General features: G+C 65.5%; 16 protein-coding genes and 1 pseudogene. 3 read left to right on the top strand and 14 right to left on the bottom strand.

Going from position 1 to position 14,586, the window contains the following annotated elements:
* Window positions 1–23: 23 nt before the first annotated feature.
* A complete protein-coding gene (locus ACDP63_RS11920; protein WP_024844213.1) occupies window positions 24–500 on the bottom strand; it encodes a GNAT family N-acetyltransferase in 477 nt (158 codons plus the stop codon).
* Window positions 501–629: 129 nt separating this feature from the next.
* On the opposite strand from ACDP63_RS11920, the gene ACDP63_RS11915 reads away from it, so the two are divergent.
* Window positions 630–2,396, top strand: a complete 1,767-nt coding sequence (locus ACDP63_RS11915; RefSeq protein ID WP_024844214.1) for an adenylate/guanylate cyclase domain-containing protein — start codon at window positions 630–632, stop codon at window positions 2,394–2,396.
* A gap of 82 nt (window positions 2,397–2,478) precedes the next feature.
* Here the strand turns inward: ACDP63_RS11915 and ACDP63_RS11910 are convergent, their stop codons facing one another.
* From ACDP63_RS11910 to ACDP63_RS11860, 11 genes and pseudogenes are all read right to left on the bottom strand, one after another.
* Complete coding sequence (locus tag ACDP63_RS11910; protein ID WP_024844215.1) at window positions 2,479–3,048, bottom strand: hypothetical protein; 570 nt, start codon at window positions 3,046–3,048, stop codon at window positions 2,479–2,481.
* A 138-nt stretch (window positions 3,049–3,186) separates the two neighbouring features.
* Window positions 3,187–3,377 (bottom strand): annotated as a pseudogene (locus tag ACDP63_RS11905) (aldehyde dehydrogenase family protein); the annotation flags it as partial.
* Between the two features lie 342 nt (window positions 3,378–3,719).
* Window positions 3,720–5,165 carry an aldehyde dehydrogenase family protein gene (locus ACDP63_RS11900; RefSeq protein ID WP_024844216.1) on the bottom strand — a complete coding sequence of 482 codons (1,446 nt, stop codon included), beginning with the start codon at window positions 5,163–5,165 and terminating at the stop codon, window positions 3,720–3,722.
* A gap of 18 nt (window positions 5,166–5,183) precedes the next feature.
* Entirely contained in the window at window positions 5,184–6,050 is an 867-nt protein-coding gene (locus ACDP63_RS11895; RefSeq protein ID WP_024844217.1) for a dihydrodipicolinate synthase family protein, read from the bottom strand.
* Window positions 6,047–6,403, bottom strand: a complete 357-nt coding sequence (locus tag ACDP63_RS11890; RefSeq protein ID WP_024844218.1) for a ferredoxin family protein — start codon at window positions 6,401–6,403, stop codon at window positions 6,047–6,049. Before ACDP63_RS11890 ends, ACDP63_RS11895 begins: the two co-directional genes overlap by 4 nt.
* Window positions 6,404–6,408: 5 nt before the next feature.
* Complete coding sequence (locus ACDP63_RS11885) at window positions 6,409–7,185, bottom strand: enoyl-CoA hydratase-related protein (RefSeq protein ID WP_024844219.1); 777 nt, start codon at window positions 7,183–7,185, stop codon at window positions 6,409–6,411.
* A complete protein-coding gene (locus ACDP63_RS11880; protein ID WP_024844220.1) occupies window positions 7,182–8,351 on the bottom strand; it encodes a CaiB/BaiF CoA transferase family protein in 1,170 nt (389 codons plus the stop codon). Before ACDP63_RS11880 ends, ACDP63_RS11885 begins: the two co-directional genes overlap by 4 nt.
* A gap of 14 nt (window positions 8,352–8,365) precedes the next feature.
* Window positions 8,366–9,730: an FAD-dependent oxidoreductase gene (locus ACDP63_RS11875; protein ID WP_024844221.1), complete on the bottom strand. Its 1,365-nt coding sequence runs from the start codon at window positions 9,728–9,730 to the stop codon at window positions 8,366–8,368.
* An 80-nt stretch (window positions 9,731–9,810) separates the two neighbouring features.
* A complete protein-coding gene (locus ACDP63_RS11870; protein WP_147427490.1) occupies window positions 9,811–10,614 on the bottom strand; it encodes an ABC transporter permease in 804 nt (267 codons plus the stop codon).
* On the bottom strand, window positions 10,614–11,429 hold the full coding sequence (locus ACDP63_RS11865; RefSeq protein WP_244314561.1) for an ABC transporter ATP-binding protein: 816 nt from the start codon (window positions 11,427–11,429) through the stop codon (window positions 10,614–10,616). Before ACDP63_RS11865 ends, ACDP63_RS11870 begins: the two co-directional genes overlap by 1 nt.
* A 5-nt stretch (window positions 11,430–11,434) precedes the next feature.
* Window positions 11,435–12,469, bottom strand: coding sequence for an ABC transporter substrate-binding protein (locus tag ACDP63_RS11860; RefSeq protein ID WP_409928085.1), 1,035 nt, complete (start codon window positions 12,467–12,469; stop codon window positions 11,435–11,437).
* A gap of 144 nt (window positions 12,470–12,613) precedes the next feature.
* Here ACDP63_RS11860 and ACDP63_RS11855 point away from each other — a divergent pair, with 144 nt between their 5' ends.
* Window positions 12,614–13,519, top strand: coding sequence for a LysR family transcriptional regulator (locus ACDP63_RS11855; RefSeq protein ID WP_024844225.1), 906 nt, complete (start codon window positions 12,614–12,616; stop codon window positions 13,517–13,519).
* Between the two features lie 37 nt (window positions 13,520–13,556).
* Here ACDP63_RS11855 and ACDP63_RS11850 read toward each other — a convergent pair whose 3' ends face one another.
* Window positions 13,557–13,769, bottom strand: a complete 213-nt coding sequence (locus ACDP63_RS11850) for a hypothetical protein (protein ID WP_155987200.1) — start codon at window positions 13,767–13,769, stop codon at window positions 13,557–13,559.
* 23 nt (window positions 13,770–13,792) lie between these two features.
* Window positions 13,793–13,930: a hypothetical protein gene (locus ACDP63_RS11845; RefSeq protein WP_155987201.1), complete on the bottom strand. Its 138-nt coding sequence runs from the start codon at window positions 13,928–13,930 to the stop codon at window positions 13,793–13,795.
* A 334-nt stretch (window positions 13,931–14,264) separates the two neighbouring features.
* Between ACDP63_RS11845 and ACDP63_RS11840 the strand changes: the two genes are divergently transcribed.
* On the top strand, window positions 14,265–14,586 hold a 322-nt coding region (locus ACDP63_RS11840; RefSeq protein ID WP_409928084.1), incomplete at its 3' end, for a transposase.

Genomic DNA, 14,586 nt, shown 5'->3' with positions numbered 1-14,586 from the left:
GCCCTTGATCCCGGCCTCGCGCGTCAGCGCCGCAATCCTTCGGGCGCCCAGACCATGTCCAGGATCGGCGTGGCATCGGGGTCGATCATGCGAAAGCCCAGCCGCAGGTAAAGGCCGATGGCCCGGTTGGTCCGCACCACCGACAGCGAGACGGTCCTGCCCTCGCACGCGGCCCGATGCAGCAGGTCGCGCAGGATCCGCGAGCCGATGCCCCGGCCGCAATATTCCGGCAGCAGCTGCAGCTGGGCCAGGTTGTAGTCGGCATCCCGCTGCGTGACCTGCATCCAGCCGATGTCCCTGCCCTCCAGCGTGATGATGCAGGAATCCGCCGCCTTGAACGAGCGCCGGATCGCCGCCCGGCGCATCGGCTCGTCCCAGGCGTCCAGTTGCAGCATCAGGGGCCGCATCGCGTCGATATAGATCGCCTCGGCAAAGGGATATTCCTCGGGTCGCGCCGGACGCAGGCCGAATTGCGGGATATGATGCCTGTCATATGTCATGCGGGTATTATAGGCCCGTGCCGGCGGCTGTCACGGGCCCCGTGACGCGGCCCGCCGCCGCGATCCGGGCTTGACAGGCCGGGCGGCTGCGCCTTTCTCGGTGCCATCGAAAGGAGCCTTGGACGAGCCATGACCGAACAGCCCGGTTTGACCGGCCCCCGGCTTCAGGCGGTGCTTTATGCCGACATCCACGGCTATACCCGCCTGATCGAGCAGGACGAGGCGGGAACGATCCTGCGGCTGACGCGCTCGCTTGCGCTGATCCGCAACTTGGTCGGGGATTACGGCGGCACCGTGGTCAACACCGCCGGGGACGGGTTGGTCGCCGTGTTTCAGGACGTCCACAAGGCGCTGCATTTCGCCATCGAGATGCAGCGCGAACTGTCCTGCGAATCCGCCTGGGCCGAGACGCGCGAACCGATCGCCTGGCGCGTCGGCATCTCGCTGGGCGAGACCTTCGAGGGGCAGGACGGGGTCTACGGCCACAGCGTCAACCTGGCCGCGCGGATCCAGAGCTTTGCCGAGCCCGGCGGCATCTGCGTCACCGAGACGGTCTACCGGATCGTGCGCGACAATGCGCAACTGGCGCTGCGCTCGCTGGGGCGACGACGGCTCAAGAACATCTCGGCCCCGGTCGAGATCTATGCCGCGATGCCCTCGGCCGCCGCAGCCGCGCCCGCGTCCCCCCTGCCGCGCGACATGCTGCGCCGCACCGATCCCAGCCAGCCCGACGCCTCGCTGGCGATCCTGCCGATGGAAAATCTCTCGGCTGATCCCCGCGACCAGCATTTGTGCCAGGGCATCGTCGCCGATCTGATCACCAACCTGAGCCGGTTCCGGCAGCTGATGGTAATCGCGCGGCATTCCTCGGTCCTGGTCGCGGCGCAGACCACCTCACTGCGCGAGATCGGCCGCCGGCTGGGCGTGCGCTACCTGCTGACCGGCGGGTTCCGCCGGGCCGGCAACCGGCTGCGCATCACCGTCGATCTGGCCGAGGCGGAATCCGAGAACGTCATCTGGTCCGAACGCTATGACGGCGTCATGCAGGACATCTTCGATTTCCAGGACGACGTGACCGCGATGACCGCGGCGCGGGTGGCGATCCAGCTCGACACCGCCGAACGGCGACGGCTGGCCGAACAGGCGCATCCGGCGCTTTACGCCTATGGGCTGGTGCTGCGCGGCCAGGACATGGGGCTGCGCTTCCTGCCCGATGCCAACCTGCACGCCCGCCGCCTGTTCGAGGAGGCCCGCGACCTCGACCCCAGCTATGGCCGCAGCTATGCGGCGATGTCGCGCACCTTCAACGTCGAATGGCGCTACAACTGGACCAACGACCCGGACGCGGCGCTGAACCAGGCGCTGGTCCTGGCCAAGCGGGCGGTGCAATGCGACAATCTGGATTCGCGCGGCTTTTCGGAAATGGGCCTGGCCCATCTCTACAAGAAGCAGCACGACGAGGCGCTGGCCGCCTATGAACATGCGCTGGAACTGAACCCCAACGACGCCGACCTGCTGGCCTATACCGGCGACTGTCTTGCCTATGTCCGGCAGGGCGACCGGGCGGTGCAGCTTCTGGAGCGGGCGATGCGGCTGAATCCCTATTACCCGGACGCCTATCTGTGGTTCCTGGGCGACGCCCATTTCCACCATGGCGATTACGCCAGGACCATCGAGACGCTTTCCAAGATGCGCGACCAGTCCGAGGCGCACCGGCTGCTGGCGGCCAGCCATGCGCTGCTGGGCCAGATGGACGAGGCCCGCCACCATGCCCGCGCGGTGATGCAGGTGCATCCGAATTTCACCATCGCGCATTGGCGCAAGGTGCCGCCGCTGAAGCATCCCGAGGATCTGGAGCTTTACGTCGAGGGGCTGCGCAAGGCGGGCCTGACCTGACGGCCGGTCGCCGCCGGCCCTTGCGCGCACGCGCCCCTAAGAAGCTGCAGCGATCCCGGAGTTGGCAAGGTCATCCATCGGCTCATCCCAGGCTGTCATATCTGCGGACGATCCAGCTGATGTCATAGGCCAGCCAGACCGCGCCGATCAGCGCGACGCGTTGCAGGGTCCGGGCGCGAAGCGCCGCGAAGGCCACGCACAGGCCCAGGGCCAGCCTCAGGAAATACTCGGGCCCCAACGCATGAAGATAATCGCTGCCCTTCATCAGCGTGTCGAACAGGTCGAAACCGAATGTCAGCGCAAAGACGCCGAAGAACCAGCGGCGGCGGCGCATGAAGAAGCTCTCGCTTTCGGCATGGTCGGGCAGCGCGTCGGGAAAGATCAGCGTCGCCATCACGAAATGCAGCGAGGCATAGCAGAGAACGAAGACATAGGCGCCGAAATGCCAGTCGCTGATGCGGCGCAGCCCGAATTCCCACCACCAGAAATGCACGGCGCCCAGCAGGATGACGACCGCCCAGATCGTCTGGGCCAGCATGCCCTCGGTCCGGGCCGGCGACTGGATGCGCCGCGACAGTCCCGACAGGACGCGGGTGATCCCCAGCCCCAGGATCATGCTGACGAGAATGCGAAGATGGCCGTAAGCATCCATCACCGGGCTCCTTCATCCTTCGACCGCCGAAATCCATCCTGAAAGCCGTGATCGCGTTTTTCCAGCCCCGCAGCGGAGATTTATCGTAACCTGCCCAAAGAGATCGCTGCATTGAAAGGATAGGGACATGCCTGCATTCAAGGCTTCGTGGACGAGCAGGCGGCGCATCGTCGTGCAGCGCTGGCCGGCCGTGCCCGTCGCGCCGAAGGCGATGGCGCACAATGCCATGTCCAGATCGGCCGAGGGCAGACGATGCCGGCATTGTTGCCGCCCAGTTCCAGGATCGAACGGCCAAAGCGTTCGGCGACCTTGGGCCCGACGACACGCCCCTTGCTGCCCCTGGTTTCCATCGCCATGCGGCCGCGCGGACGGGCCGGCCGGGCCATCGCCCGGCGGTGCTGTTCAAGCCGTCCATCCGCGGTTGTGGCCCCGCGACATCTTGGGCATGGCGACGGCCGCGACAGGGCCGAAGCGCGGATCATCGGTATCGGCGACCGGGCTTGGCGCTGGGGACGGCGTTCGGCACGCTGAGCCAGGACCTGGAGCGACAGCGGGTGATCCATCTGTCGCCGGATCGGGAAGCCTGCCACGGTCGAAGCCTGGCTGCATGCCCAACCGACCCCAACCCAATGCCGCAGGCTTCTCTCAGCTAAAGATCTGCCAAGGGCGTGCTAGGCCAGCTGATAAGCCGTCTTTACCACCGTGTAGAACTCGGCAGCATAGCGACCCTGTTCCCGCGGGCCGAAGGACGAACCCTTGCGCCCTCCGAACGGCACGTGATAGTCGACGCCCGCGGTCGGCAGGTTCACCATGACCATCCCCGCCTCGACCCTGCGGCGAAACTCCGAGGCGTGCTTCAGGCTGCCCGTGCAGATCCCGGCCGAAAGGCCGAATTCCGTGTCATTGGCAATGGCCAGGGCCTCGTCGAAATCCTCGACCCGGATGACCGAGGCGCAGGGCCCGAAGATTTCCTCGCGGTTGATGCGGGCGTCGTTCGTCGTGTTCAGGAACAGGGCCGGGGCCTGGTAGAAACCGGGCTTGTCCAGCTCAAGCCGCTCGCCGCCAAGCACCTCGGCAGCTTCGCTTCGGGCCAGCTCGACATAGGCAAGGTTGGAATCAAGCTGGCGCTGATCGACCACCGGCCCGATCTGGGTATCCGGCTGCAAGGCATCCCCGACGCGCAGGGCGCGCATTTCACGGCCAAGCCTCTCGACAAAGGCATCGTGGATGCCTTTCTGCACGATCAGCCGCGAAGACGCCGTGCAGCGCTGCCCGGTCGAGAAGAAGGCGCCATTCAGGCAGGCCTGCACCGCGTTCTGCAGATCCGCGTCGTCCATCACCACCATCGGGTTCTTGCCGCCCATCTCGAGCTGCACCTTCCGGCGCAGGGTGCCGCATGTCGCAGCGATGCGCGAGCCGGTCGCCGCCGAACCGGTAAAGGACACCGCGTCGATGCCCGGATGCGACACCAGGGCATCGCCCAAGACCGAGCCCGGCCCCATCACCAGGTTGAAGACGCCGGCCGGGCAGCCATGCTTGTGCAGAAGCTGCGCGATCACATGGGCGCAGCCGGGCGTCAGTTCGGCGGGCTTCAGAACCACGCAATTGCCATAGGCAAGCGCGGGCGCGATCTTCCAGGCCGGGATGGCGATCGGAAAGTTCCAGGGCGTGATCAGGGCGATGACGCCCACGGGTTCCCTGGTGACGGCGACGTCGATGCCGGGGCGGACCGACTGCTGGGCATCGCCGGCGACGCGCAGCGCCTCTCCGGCAAAGAACTTGAAGACCTGCCCCGCGCGGATGGTCTCGCCCATCGCCTCGGGCAGGGTCTTGCCTTCTTCCCGTGCAAGAAGGCGCCCGATCTCTTCCTTGCGCGCCAGCAATTCGGTGCCGACGGCATCAAGCAGGTCGTGCCGGACCTGCGGACCGGCCGCCGCCCAAGCCGGAAAGGCCGACCGGGCAGCGTGGACGGCCTGATCGACCGCGGTGCGGTCCGCACAGGCAAAGAACCCGATGATGTCGCGGGTATCGGAAGGGTTCACATTGGGGCGGCAGTCGCCGTCCGGCAGCCATTCGCCGCCGATCAGGTTGCCCTGGATTTCGTTTCCGTCTTTCATGATCTTCTCCTGCTGGGTTCAGGCTGCGACGCGCTCGGACGCCAGCCGATCCAGCGATGCGATGGCGGACGCGCCAAGGGTCGTGAAGGGCGGCAGCACGTTCTGCCATTCGGGGTTGGCGGTGCGGCAGGCCACCAGATACTTGACCGCGGGGATCAGCGGGCAGGCCGATATGGCCGCTCGCAACTCGGCAAGCTGGGGCGCCAGGCCAACCTCTCCCCGCCAGACGCGCGCGCAAATCGGGGCGGTGTGGTTCGCCGTGGCCGAGATGCAGCCTGCGAAGCCGTCCCTTGGTCCCTCGGCCAGCGTGGTTTCCGAACTGGGAAAGACCTTCAGGCCGGGGAGCCGGGAAACCAGGCCGCGGCAATAGGAAAGGTCGCCGGAACTGTCCTTGATGCCATCGAAACGCTGCGGCGCCGCGGCGTGCAGATGCGCGATCACCGCCTCGGGGATCACGAAGCCGGTCATCTGCGGAAAATTGTAGAACCAGACCCGGATCGGCCGGTCGCCCAGCGCCGCATGAAGCGCCAGGTACCAGGCGATCAGCCCCTCCTCGGACGGGGGCGTATAGTAATAGGGTGGCAGAACCAGGGCCACAGGATAGCCCAGGTCATCGGCATGGCAGGTCAGACCGATGGTTTCGTCAATCGACGGCGTGCCGGTCCCGACCATCAGGCGGCAAAGGTCCAGCGCCTCGGCGGCCTGGGTCATGACCATGCGGCGCGTCCCGGTGTCGAGGGAATTCGCCTCGCCGGTCGATCCCAGGACGTTCAATCCGTCGCAGCCGTTGGCCAGGGCCCAGCGCGCATGTTCCACAAAGGCGGCCCCCAGGAAGCGGCCCTGTGCATCGATCGGTGTCGGCACCGCAGCGACGATCCCTTTCATCCTATTCTCCTTCGGGTTGCCTGCATGACGAGACGGGGAGCAGCCGGCAGATCCGGATGGTCCGGCCGGGGCGCCATGGCACGGGACCAGCCGCCGGGTTCTTCCATCTCGCCGGCCTCGTTGATGAAGACCTCGCGGTTGATGCGTGCGAAGATGGCGTTTTCGGGGTCCAGCTCGTCCTCGTATCGGATCGCATCGACGGGGCAGATGCTTTCGCACATGCCGCATTCGATGCATTCGGTCGGGTGGATGTAGAACATCCGCTCGCCCTCGTAGATGCAGTCGACGGGACAGGAGGTGGTGCAGATCCCGTCCTTGACGTCGATGCAGCGGCCCTGGATGACAAGCGCCATGGCATTTACCGGCCGCGCCAGACGGGCGCACGCTTTTCGCGGAATGCGGCGACGCCTTCGACCGAATCCTCGGATTTCAGGGCGGCGATCAGGGCCGGGCGGCGCAGGTCGCGCGCTTCCTGCGGATTCAGATGGGCCGTCGAACGGATCGTGTCCTTGATCGCGGCCACCGACAGGGGCGCGCAGGACAGGATGTCCGCGACCCAGGCATCGACCTCGGCATCCAGCCCGTCGGGCGGCACGACCGCGTTGACCAGCCCGAACCGCGCGGCCTCTTGCGCGGACAGCATCCGGCCCGTCATCATCAGCCCGGCGGCGATGTTGCGGGGGATCAGGCGTTGCAGGGCGACCATGCCGCCGTCCAGGGGCAGGCGGCCGACCCGCGCCTCTGGCAGCCCGAACCGGGCCTCGGTCGAGGCGATGACGATATCGGCGCCCAGCACCATCTCGAACCCGCCGCCAAGGGCAAGGCCGTTGACCCGGGCGATGACGGGCACGGTCAGGCTTTGCCGCAGGGCGATGCCGCCGAAGCCGTTCGGATTGGCGGCGCCCCAGTATTCCAGCCCGCTGAGTCCGTTCGCGGCCTTCATGTCCGCGCCCGCGCTGAAGGCCCGGTCCCCCGCCCCGGTCAGGACCACGCAGCGGATATCGCTGCGCGTCTCGATTTCCGACCAGATGCGGTCAAGCCTGGCATCGGTCGCAGCATCGACGGCATTCATCCGGTCGGGACGGTCGATGGTGACGCGCGCGACGTGATCGACGACTTCGAAGCGGACGGTCATACCGCCTCCTTCCGCGCGACGGCGTTCAGGTTGAATTCGCGGATGACCTCGTCGGTATGCTCCCCCAGCCGCGGCGGCGCATGGCGGATCACCAGAGGGGCCTCGCTGAGATGAACGGGCGACCCGACCAGGGTGATCTTTCCCAGGATCGGGTGGTCCAGGTCCAGCAACATGCCATTGACCGCGGTCTGCGCGTCATCCAGCGCCTCGCCCAGGGAACGGACGGGGGCGCAGAGCAGGTCCTGATCCTCAAGCCGCTTGATCCAGTGGGCGGTCGTGTTGGTCGCAAAGGCATCGCGGAAGCGGCCCTGCAGATAGGGCTTGTTGGCCCGCTGCGACGCAAGGTTCGGATAATCGGCCGACAGATCCTCGATCTCCAGGGCCGCGCATATGTCGCGCAGCGGATGCGGCTTGAAGGCGCCGACCACCACCACCGCCCCGTCGGTCGTGTCGAACACGCCGGTCAGGGGCATCGCGGCCCAGTTCAGCACCTCGCGGTGCTTCGACCATTGCGCGGCCTCTTGCATCTGCATGGCGATCATCGAGTCATAAAGCGAGACGCCGACCTTCTGCCCGCGCCCGGTCTTGGCCCGCGCCAGCAGCGCCGCAAGGATCCCCTGCACAAGATGCATCCCGGCCGTGTAGTCGCAAAGCGTGGTCGGATAGATCGACTTCGGCACCGCCGGATCCTGGGTCTTTTCCATGACCCCGGTCATCGCCTGGGCCAGCACGTCCTGGCCACCCTTGTGGGCATAGGGGCCGACCTCTCCGAAGCCGGTACCCGAGGCGCAGATGATGGCGGGGTTGATCTTCGACAGCGTGTCATAGTCGAAACCCAGGCGCCGCATCACCCCGGCGCGGAAATTGTCCACGACCACGTCCGACTGGGCGACCAGGTCATAGATCATCCGGCGGCCGGCCTCGGACTTGGTGTCGATCTCCACCGACCGCTTGTTGCGGTTGAGCGAGGCGAAGACGGCGTTGTTCATCGCCTCCTCGCTCGGCTCTCCGAAGAAGTTGCGCGACAGGTCGCCCTCGCCGGGGCGTTCGACCTTGATCACGTCCGCGCCGAAATCGGCCAGCATCTGGGTGGCGCAGGGGCCCATCATCACCTGGGTAAAGTCGAGGACGCGGATGCCCTCTAGCGGGAGGTGCTGTTTCGTCATGGTGGTTCCCTTTCTCAGGCGGCGGCGATTGGTTCGATCAGCGCATTGGCCGAGGGCATGTCGCCCGGATCGGCGCCCTGCGCCCGCATCTGTTTCTGGATGGTCCTGACATCGACGTCGCGCAGCGCGCAGTTCGCCTGAAGCGCCTTGGCCACGGCCACGCCGGCAGCCTCGCCCTGGGCCATGCAGGGGGGGATTTCGCGCGATTGCTTCTGCGCCTCGCTTTCGACGGAATAGTGCCGTCCGGCGACGATCAGGTTGTCGATCCCCCGGGGCAGCAGCGCCCGATAGGGGGTATAGTAGTCCCTGCCCCGGCAGACCGAGTCCGCGAAATGGCGCCGCTTCTTCACGTCGTCCTTGGTGACGATGTATTCGCCCTGCAACAGCCGCGTCTGCCGGATGCCCATCTGTTCCGCCGCGCCCAGCATCTTGGCGTTCTCGAAGCCCGGCAGGTTGGCGCGGGCGAAGTCCAGCAGCGCCATCATCCGGCGGCGGCCTTCATATTCGGCCTCGACCATGTGTTCGGGCGACAGGCCGTCATAGCCCGGCATATGCGGGCAGTTGCACCAGACCACGCCGGGCAGCGGCGTCTTCAGCCACCACATCCCCCAGGCCCCGCCGATGACGCGCCTTGCCTGGCGATCCAGCGCCTTGAAGGCTTCGGGGTTCTCGTATTCGAACGCTTCCGCCCTGGCGGTATCCACGTCCATGAGGCGGAAGACGGTCGTGACGATGAACTGCCCGGTCGCGAAGGACGCGCCCGCCGAGGCCGCCACGTCCAGATCGCCCGAGGCATCCACCACCATCCGCGCCCGGATCGCCTGCCGGCCCAGCTTGGTCTGCACGATCACGCCGGTGACGCGGTTGTTCTCGACGATGGCTTCGGAAAACCAGCTATGGGTGCGCAGCTCGATCCCCGCCTCGGCGACCAGATCCAGGCTGACGCGCTTCCAGGCATCGGGGTCGAAGGCGACCGCGTGGATGATCGGCTGCGGCATGCCCTGCTTGTGAAAGTCGATGCAGCCCCAGCGCGCCCATTTCCGCCACATTTCCCAGTTGGTCAGGCAATCTTCGGGCGGCGGGAAGACGGCACCGTCCTGGCGCTGCATCCGGTCCACGAATTCGCTGACGATGCCGGTGGTGACGATCTCGGTCCCGTCGTTCACCATGTCGTCCAGCACAAGGACCATGCCGCCCGACGCCATGCCGCCCAGGTGGTGATAGCGTTCCACCAGCGTCACCCGCGCCCCGTTGCGGGCGGCCGACACTGCGGCGGAAAGGCCCGCCGGTCCCGCCCCGATCACCACCACATCGGTGTTGCTGACGACCGGCACCTGCTCGGCCCTGGTGGTGAGAAAATCCCTGATGCGATCGGTCATTTTGGACAAGCTCCTCCTGTCACGCCGGGGCGGGTCAGGACCGCGGCGTCGATTTTCCGGTTGTTTCGAATGGTCTTAGCTTACCAGCGCACGATCCGGCGTTCGGCCAGCGTGACCAGGGCGAACATCAGCACCGACAGCCCCGAGGACATGAGCACCGTGGCGTAAAGCAGCGGCGAGTTGAAATTGAAGGTCGCGTCGATGATCAGCGCACCCAGGCCCAGATCCGCACCGACCCATTCGCCCACGATGGCACCGATGACCGAGGTGGTGGCCGAGATCTTCAGCGCCGAGAACAGGAACGGCAGCGACGACGGCAAGCGCATCTTCCAGAACACCTCGGCCTTCGACGCCGACAGGATCCGCGCCAGTTCCAGCGTCTGCGGGCTGACCGACTGCAGGCCGCGCACCATGTTGACCAGCGTCGGGAAGAAGCAGATCAGCGCGGCGATCACCACCTTTGCCGTCATGCCCGGCCCGAAGATCAGCACGAGGATCGGCGCGATGGCCAGGATCGGGATGGTGTTGACGAAGACGGCGATGGGGAAGAACGCCCGCTCGACATTGCGGGAATGGACGAAGGCCACCGCGATCAGGATGGCGGCAAGATTGCCCACCACGAAGCCCGCCACGCTTTCGAAGAAGGTGGGCCAGAAGTTCTGCATCAGCAGGGGGTACTTCTCGACAAGGGTGACGGCGACATCCGACGGCGCAGGGGCGATATAGGTCGGGACGCCAAAGGCCCTGACCCCCAGTTGCCACAGCCCGACCAGCGCGACGGCTGTCCCGATGGGCACGATGGTCGAGACCAGCCTTTCCCTGCGCGCCGCGCTGCGGGCAAGGGCATGGGGATCGGCGATGCCAAGGTTTTCGATGACGGCCATCAGCAGGTCTCCAGAAGTTCGCGCAGATAGCTGCAATAGCGGTTGAATTCGGGCGTATCGCGCAGCTTCATCTGCCGCGGCTCGGGCAGGTCGATATCGACGATTTCGCGCAGGCGTCCGGGATTGGCGCGCAGCATGATCACTTTCTGCCCCAGGAAGACCGCCTCGGAAATGGAGTGTGTCACGAACAGGATCGTCGTTCCCGTCTCCCGCCAGATGTCCAGCAGCTGAAGGTTCAGCCGGTCGCGGGTCATCTCGTCCAGCGCGCCGAAGGGCTCGTCCATCAGCAGCAGCTTGGGCTGGCACAGCAGCGCGCGCGCAATGGCGACCCGCTGGCGCATCCCGCCCGAAAGCTCATGCGGAAGGGCGTTTTCGCGGCCCTTCAGGCCGACCAGCTCCAGCAATTCGCGCGGGTTGCGGGGCCCGGTGGGGATTGCGACCCCGCGCTTGCGCCCGATCTCCAGCGGCAGCTCGACATTCTTCAGGGCCGTCCGCCACGGCAGCAGGGCGGCATCCTGAAAGACAAAGGCAAATTCCCGCGCCAGCCGCGCCTCTTCGGTCGTCTTGCCGAAGATCGAGACATCGCCCCCCGCGGCGGGGATCAGGTCCGAGACCAGCCGCAGCAGCGTGGACTTGCCGCATCCCGACGGGCCAAGGATGGTGTAGAACGCGCCGGCCTCGAGCTCCAGGTCAAGCTTGTCGATCGCGGTATAGGTTCCGAAGCGGACCGTTGCCGCGTCCAGCCTGGCCGCCGGGGCGTTCACCCGTGCCGCAGCGACCGGCTGCCCCACCAGGGTTTCCATGGGTTCCATCATGTCGTTCAACCGTATACCGGCCGCATTGCGGCGATTTCATCCAGCACCGAAAGGGTCATGACGTCGTCGACCGCAGGCGCCGCGCCTTCGAACTGGCCGAGGCGGTCGTAGATGTCGATCTGCGCCTGCCAGTTTTCGCGCGTCATCGTGCCCCAGCCGTGTTCGCGCGTCGCCTCGTTGAAGCTGTATTCGACGGCCGAACCCACCGCCGCGAGTTCGGCATCCCGGTCAAGGTTGGGATAACGCGACACGAGGATATCGACGGCGGCCTCGGGATTGTCATGCACCCAGCCCCAGCCGCGTGCGATCGCGCGCAACATTCCGCGGACCTGCTCGGGGTTTTCGTTCAGCGACCTGTCGGTGACGTAATAGGGATTGGCGTAAAGCCTGATGCCCGCATCCCACAGCGTCATGTCGACCCGTTCCGGCCCCAGCACCGACAGGGCGCTGACATTGGTTTTCCAGCCGGTCACCACATCGGCCTGGCCGGTCAGCAGCGGCGACATGTCCGCGCCCATCACCAGCACCTCCACCTGGTCCTCGGGGATGCCGTTGGCGGCCAGCAGCGCCTGCAACAGGATCCGCGCAGTGCCGTTGGTGGCGACGGTCTTGCCGATCAGATCCTTCGGCTCGCGCACCGGGTTCTTCTCGAGCGAGAAATAGGTAAAGGGATGCTGCTGATACCCTGCGGCGATGCACTTGACCGGCAGCCCTTGCGAGCGCGCCAGCATCAGCGACGGGCTGGAGCTGATCGAGCCGATCTCGGCCCGCCCCGACGCAACCGAGGCGACGCCATCCACGTTCGGACCCCCGGCAACGACGTCCAGCGCCAGCCCTTCCTCGGCGAAATAGCCGTTCTCATCGGCGGCCAGTTCCCCCAGGATGCCGTTCCCCGCCAGCCACCCAAGCTGCAGCTTGATCGTATGGATATCAGCGGCCCAGGCCCGTTCGATACCGATCCGGGTTCCGACAAAGGCGGCCCCAAGGGCCGTCATGCCCTGCAACAGACTGCGCCGGTCGAGCTTTGTTCTGTGTCGCATCTTTCCATCTCTCTGTTGGTGGTGGGGCGGCCCTTGTTTCGACCTTGTTGCACTGACTTTAGCGTTGCGGATGCAGTGCAGATAGGAGAAAGTTTTACCAACAGTGGTGCAGAAACCGCATCACCCCCCTGGTGTCGAGGCAGCATGCATACCAGCTTCCTGAAGTATTTCGACGAGGTCGCCCGGCAGCGGTCGATCCGCAAGGCGGCACAGCTGCTCAACGTTTCGTCCACCTCGGTAAACCGCAAGATCCTCAACGTCGAGCAGCGGCTGGGCGTCTCGATCTTCGACCGCACCCCGGAGGGCGTGGAGCTGACGGCCGTGGGCGCGATCCTTCTGGAGCATTGCCGCACGGTGCTGCATGATTTCGAGCGCACCAAGATCCTGATCGACGACATGCGCGATCTGCGCACGGGGCATATCAACATCTGCACGATCGATTCGATTGCGATGGGCTGCCTGCCCCGGGCGATGAACGAGTTCGGAAAGAGCTATCCCGACATCTCGATCTCCGTCACCACCGCCCAGCCCGAGGACGCGGTGCAGGCCGTGGCCGGCGGCGCGGCAGAGATCGGAATCGCCTTTACCTTCTCGGACCATCCCGGCGTCAGGCTGCTATCCGAAAAATCCGCGCCCTTCGGTGTCATTCTTCGCCCTGATCACCCGCTCGCAGGCAGGACCAGCGTGACAATAGACGATATTGCCGCCTACCGGCTGGTGCGCACCATCGATGCCCGAGGCGGCAACTCGATCATCGATCAGGCCATCACGACATTGGTTACACCGCTGTCGACGCATATTTTCACGAACACATTGTTTCTCGCCAAGCAAATGATCCTGGGCGGCCATGGTATCGGGCTTTATACCAAGATCGGCTTTTACGACGACATCGAAGACGGCCGGCTCCGCTTCGTGCCGCTGATCCAGGAGATGCTTGCCAACATCCGGGTGGGGATCTTCGTATCCACCTCAAGCCCCATCGACCCGGCCAAGCATCTGATGTGCAACGCGCTGGCAAGAGAGATGGCAGGCATGCGCCTGGACTCCTGAAAGGCGTTGCGGCGCGGGCAGAGCCCGAGGGATGGTCTCAGTGCAGGGGCAGAGGTATCATCTGCACCGGCATTGGTGCGGGCGGTTCTGGTGCCACGACGATTGCTTCGCCCGGACTCGGTGCTGGAATGAAGGCGGGGGCGCTGCGATCCATTTCGCCGCAGGCTTTCTCGATGGTTTCGCGATCCATCGCATTGGTGAGCCGATGGCCGATGAGGGTGCCGAGCTGGCCGAGGACATCCTGTGGCACAGGGCACGATTGCATGGGAAAGGCTATGCGACCGGATTTCCGACAACCAGGTGGAGAACGAGGCTGATGGAGAAGAACGACAGCACCGTCATCACCAGCATCACCACGGCCGCGCCGTGCTGCTGTCCATAGCGCTGTGCCAGGATCGGATAGACCCCCATCGGCTTGCGCCGCGAGCGCCGCAAAGCCCTTGCGCATGTCGGCGCCCCCCGCCGCAAGCTCGACCCGCGTCTTGACTGGCACCGGGATCACGCCGTCAGCCCCCGGGACCAGCCGCGCCAAGGCTTCCGGATCATAGCCGCCGCTGTGTGCGTGGGAATTAGTTTGAGATAGGCGGTGGGAAATCCTTTAGGATGAAATCTTGTATCTCATTGATTTTGAATGAAAACAGGTGTCAGAGGTCCAACAAGGCAGTTTCGGAAGGGTGGCAATCTTAACAGAATGAACCGCGCCGGGTTTTCCGGAGGCTCCAACTCCTGAGTAGGATGGAGCATCATGAGCAAGACGACGACCAAGTTTTCCCCTGAAGTGCGCGAACGTGCGGTGCGGCTGGTTCTCGACAACGAGGCTCAGCATCCGTCGCGCTGGCAGGCGATCATGTCGATCGCGGCGAAGATCGGCTGCACCCCCCAGACCCTGAATGACTGGGTCAAGAAGGCCGAGGTCGACAGCGGCAGGCGCGCGGGCATCCCGACCGATATGGCCGAGAAGATGAAGGCGCTGGAGCGGGAGAACCGGGAACTGCGCCAGGCGAACGAGATCCTGCGCAAGGCATCAGCGTATTTTGCGATGGCGGATACTCGACCGCCGGTCGAAG

The organism is Paracoccus sp. P2 (assembly GCF_046335115.1).
Classification (GTDB): Bacteria; Pseudomonadota; Alphaproteobacteria; order Rhodobacterales; family Rhodobacteraceae; genus Paracoccus; species Paracoccus pantotrophus.
This window is presented reverse-complemented; position numbering and strand designations above follow the sequence as displayed.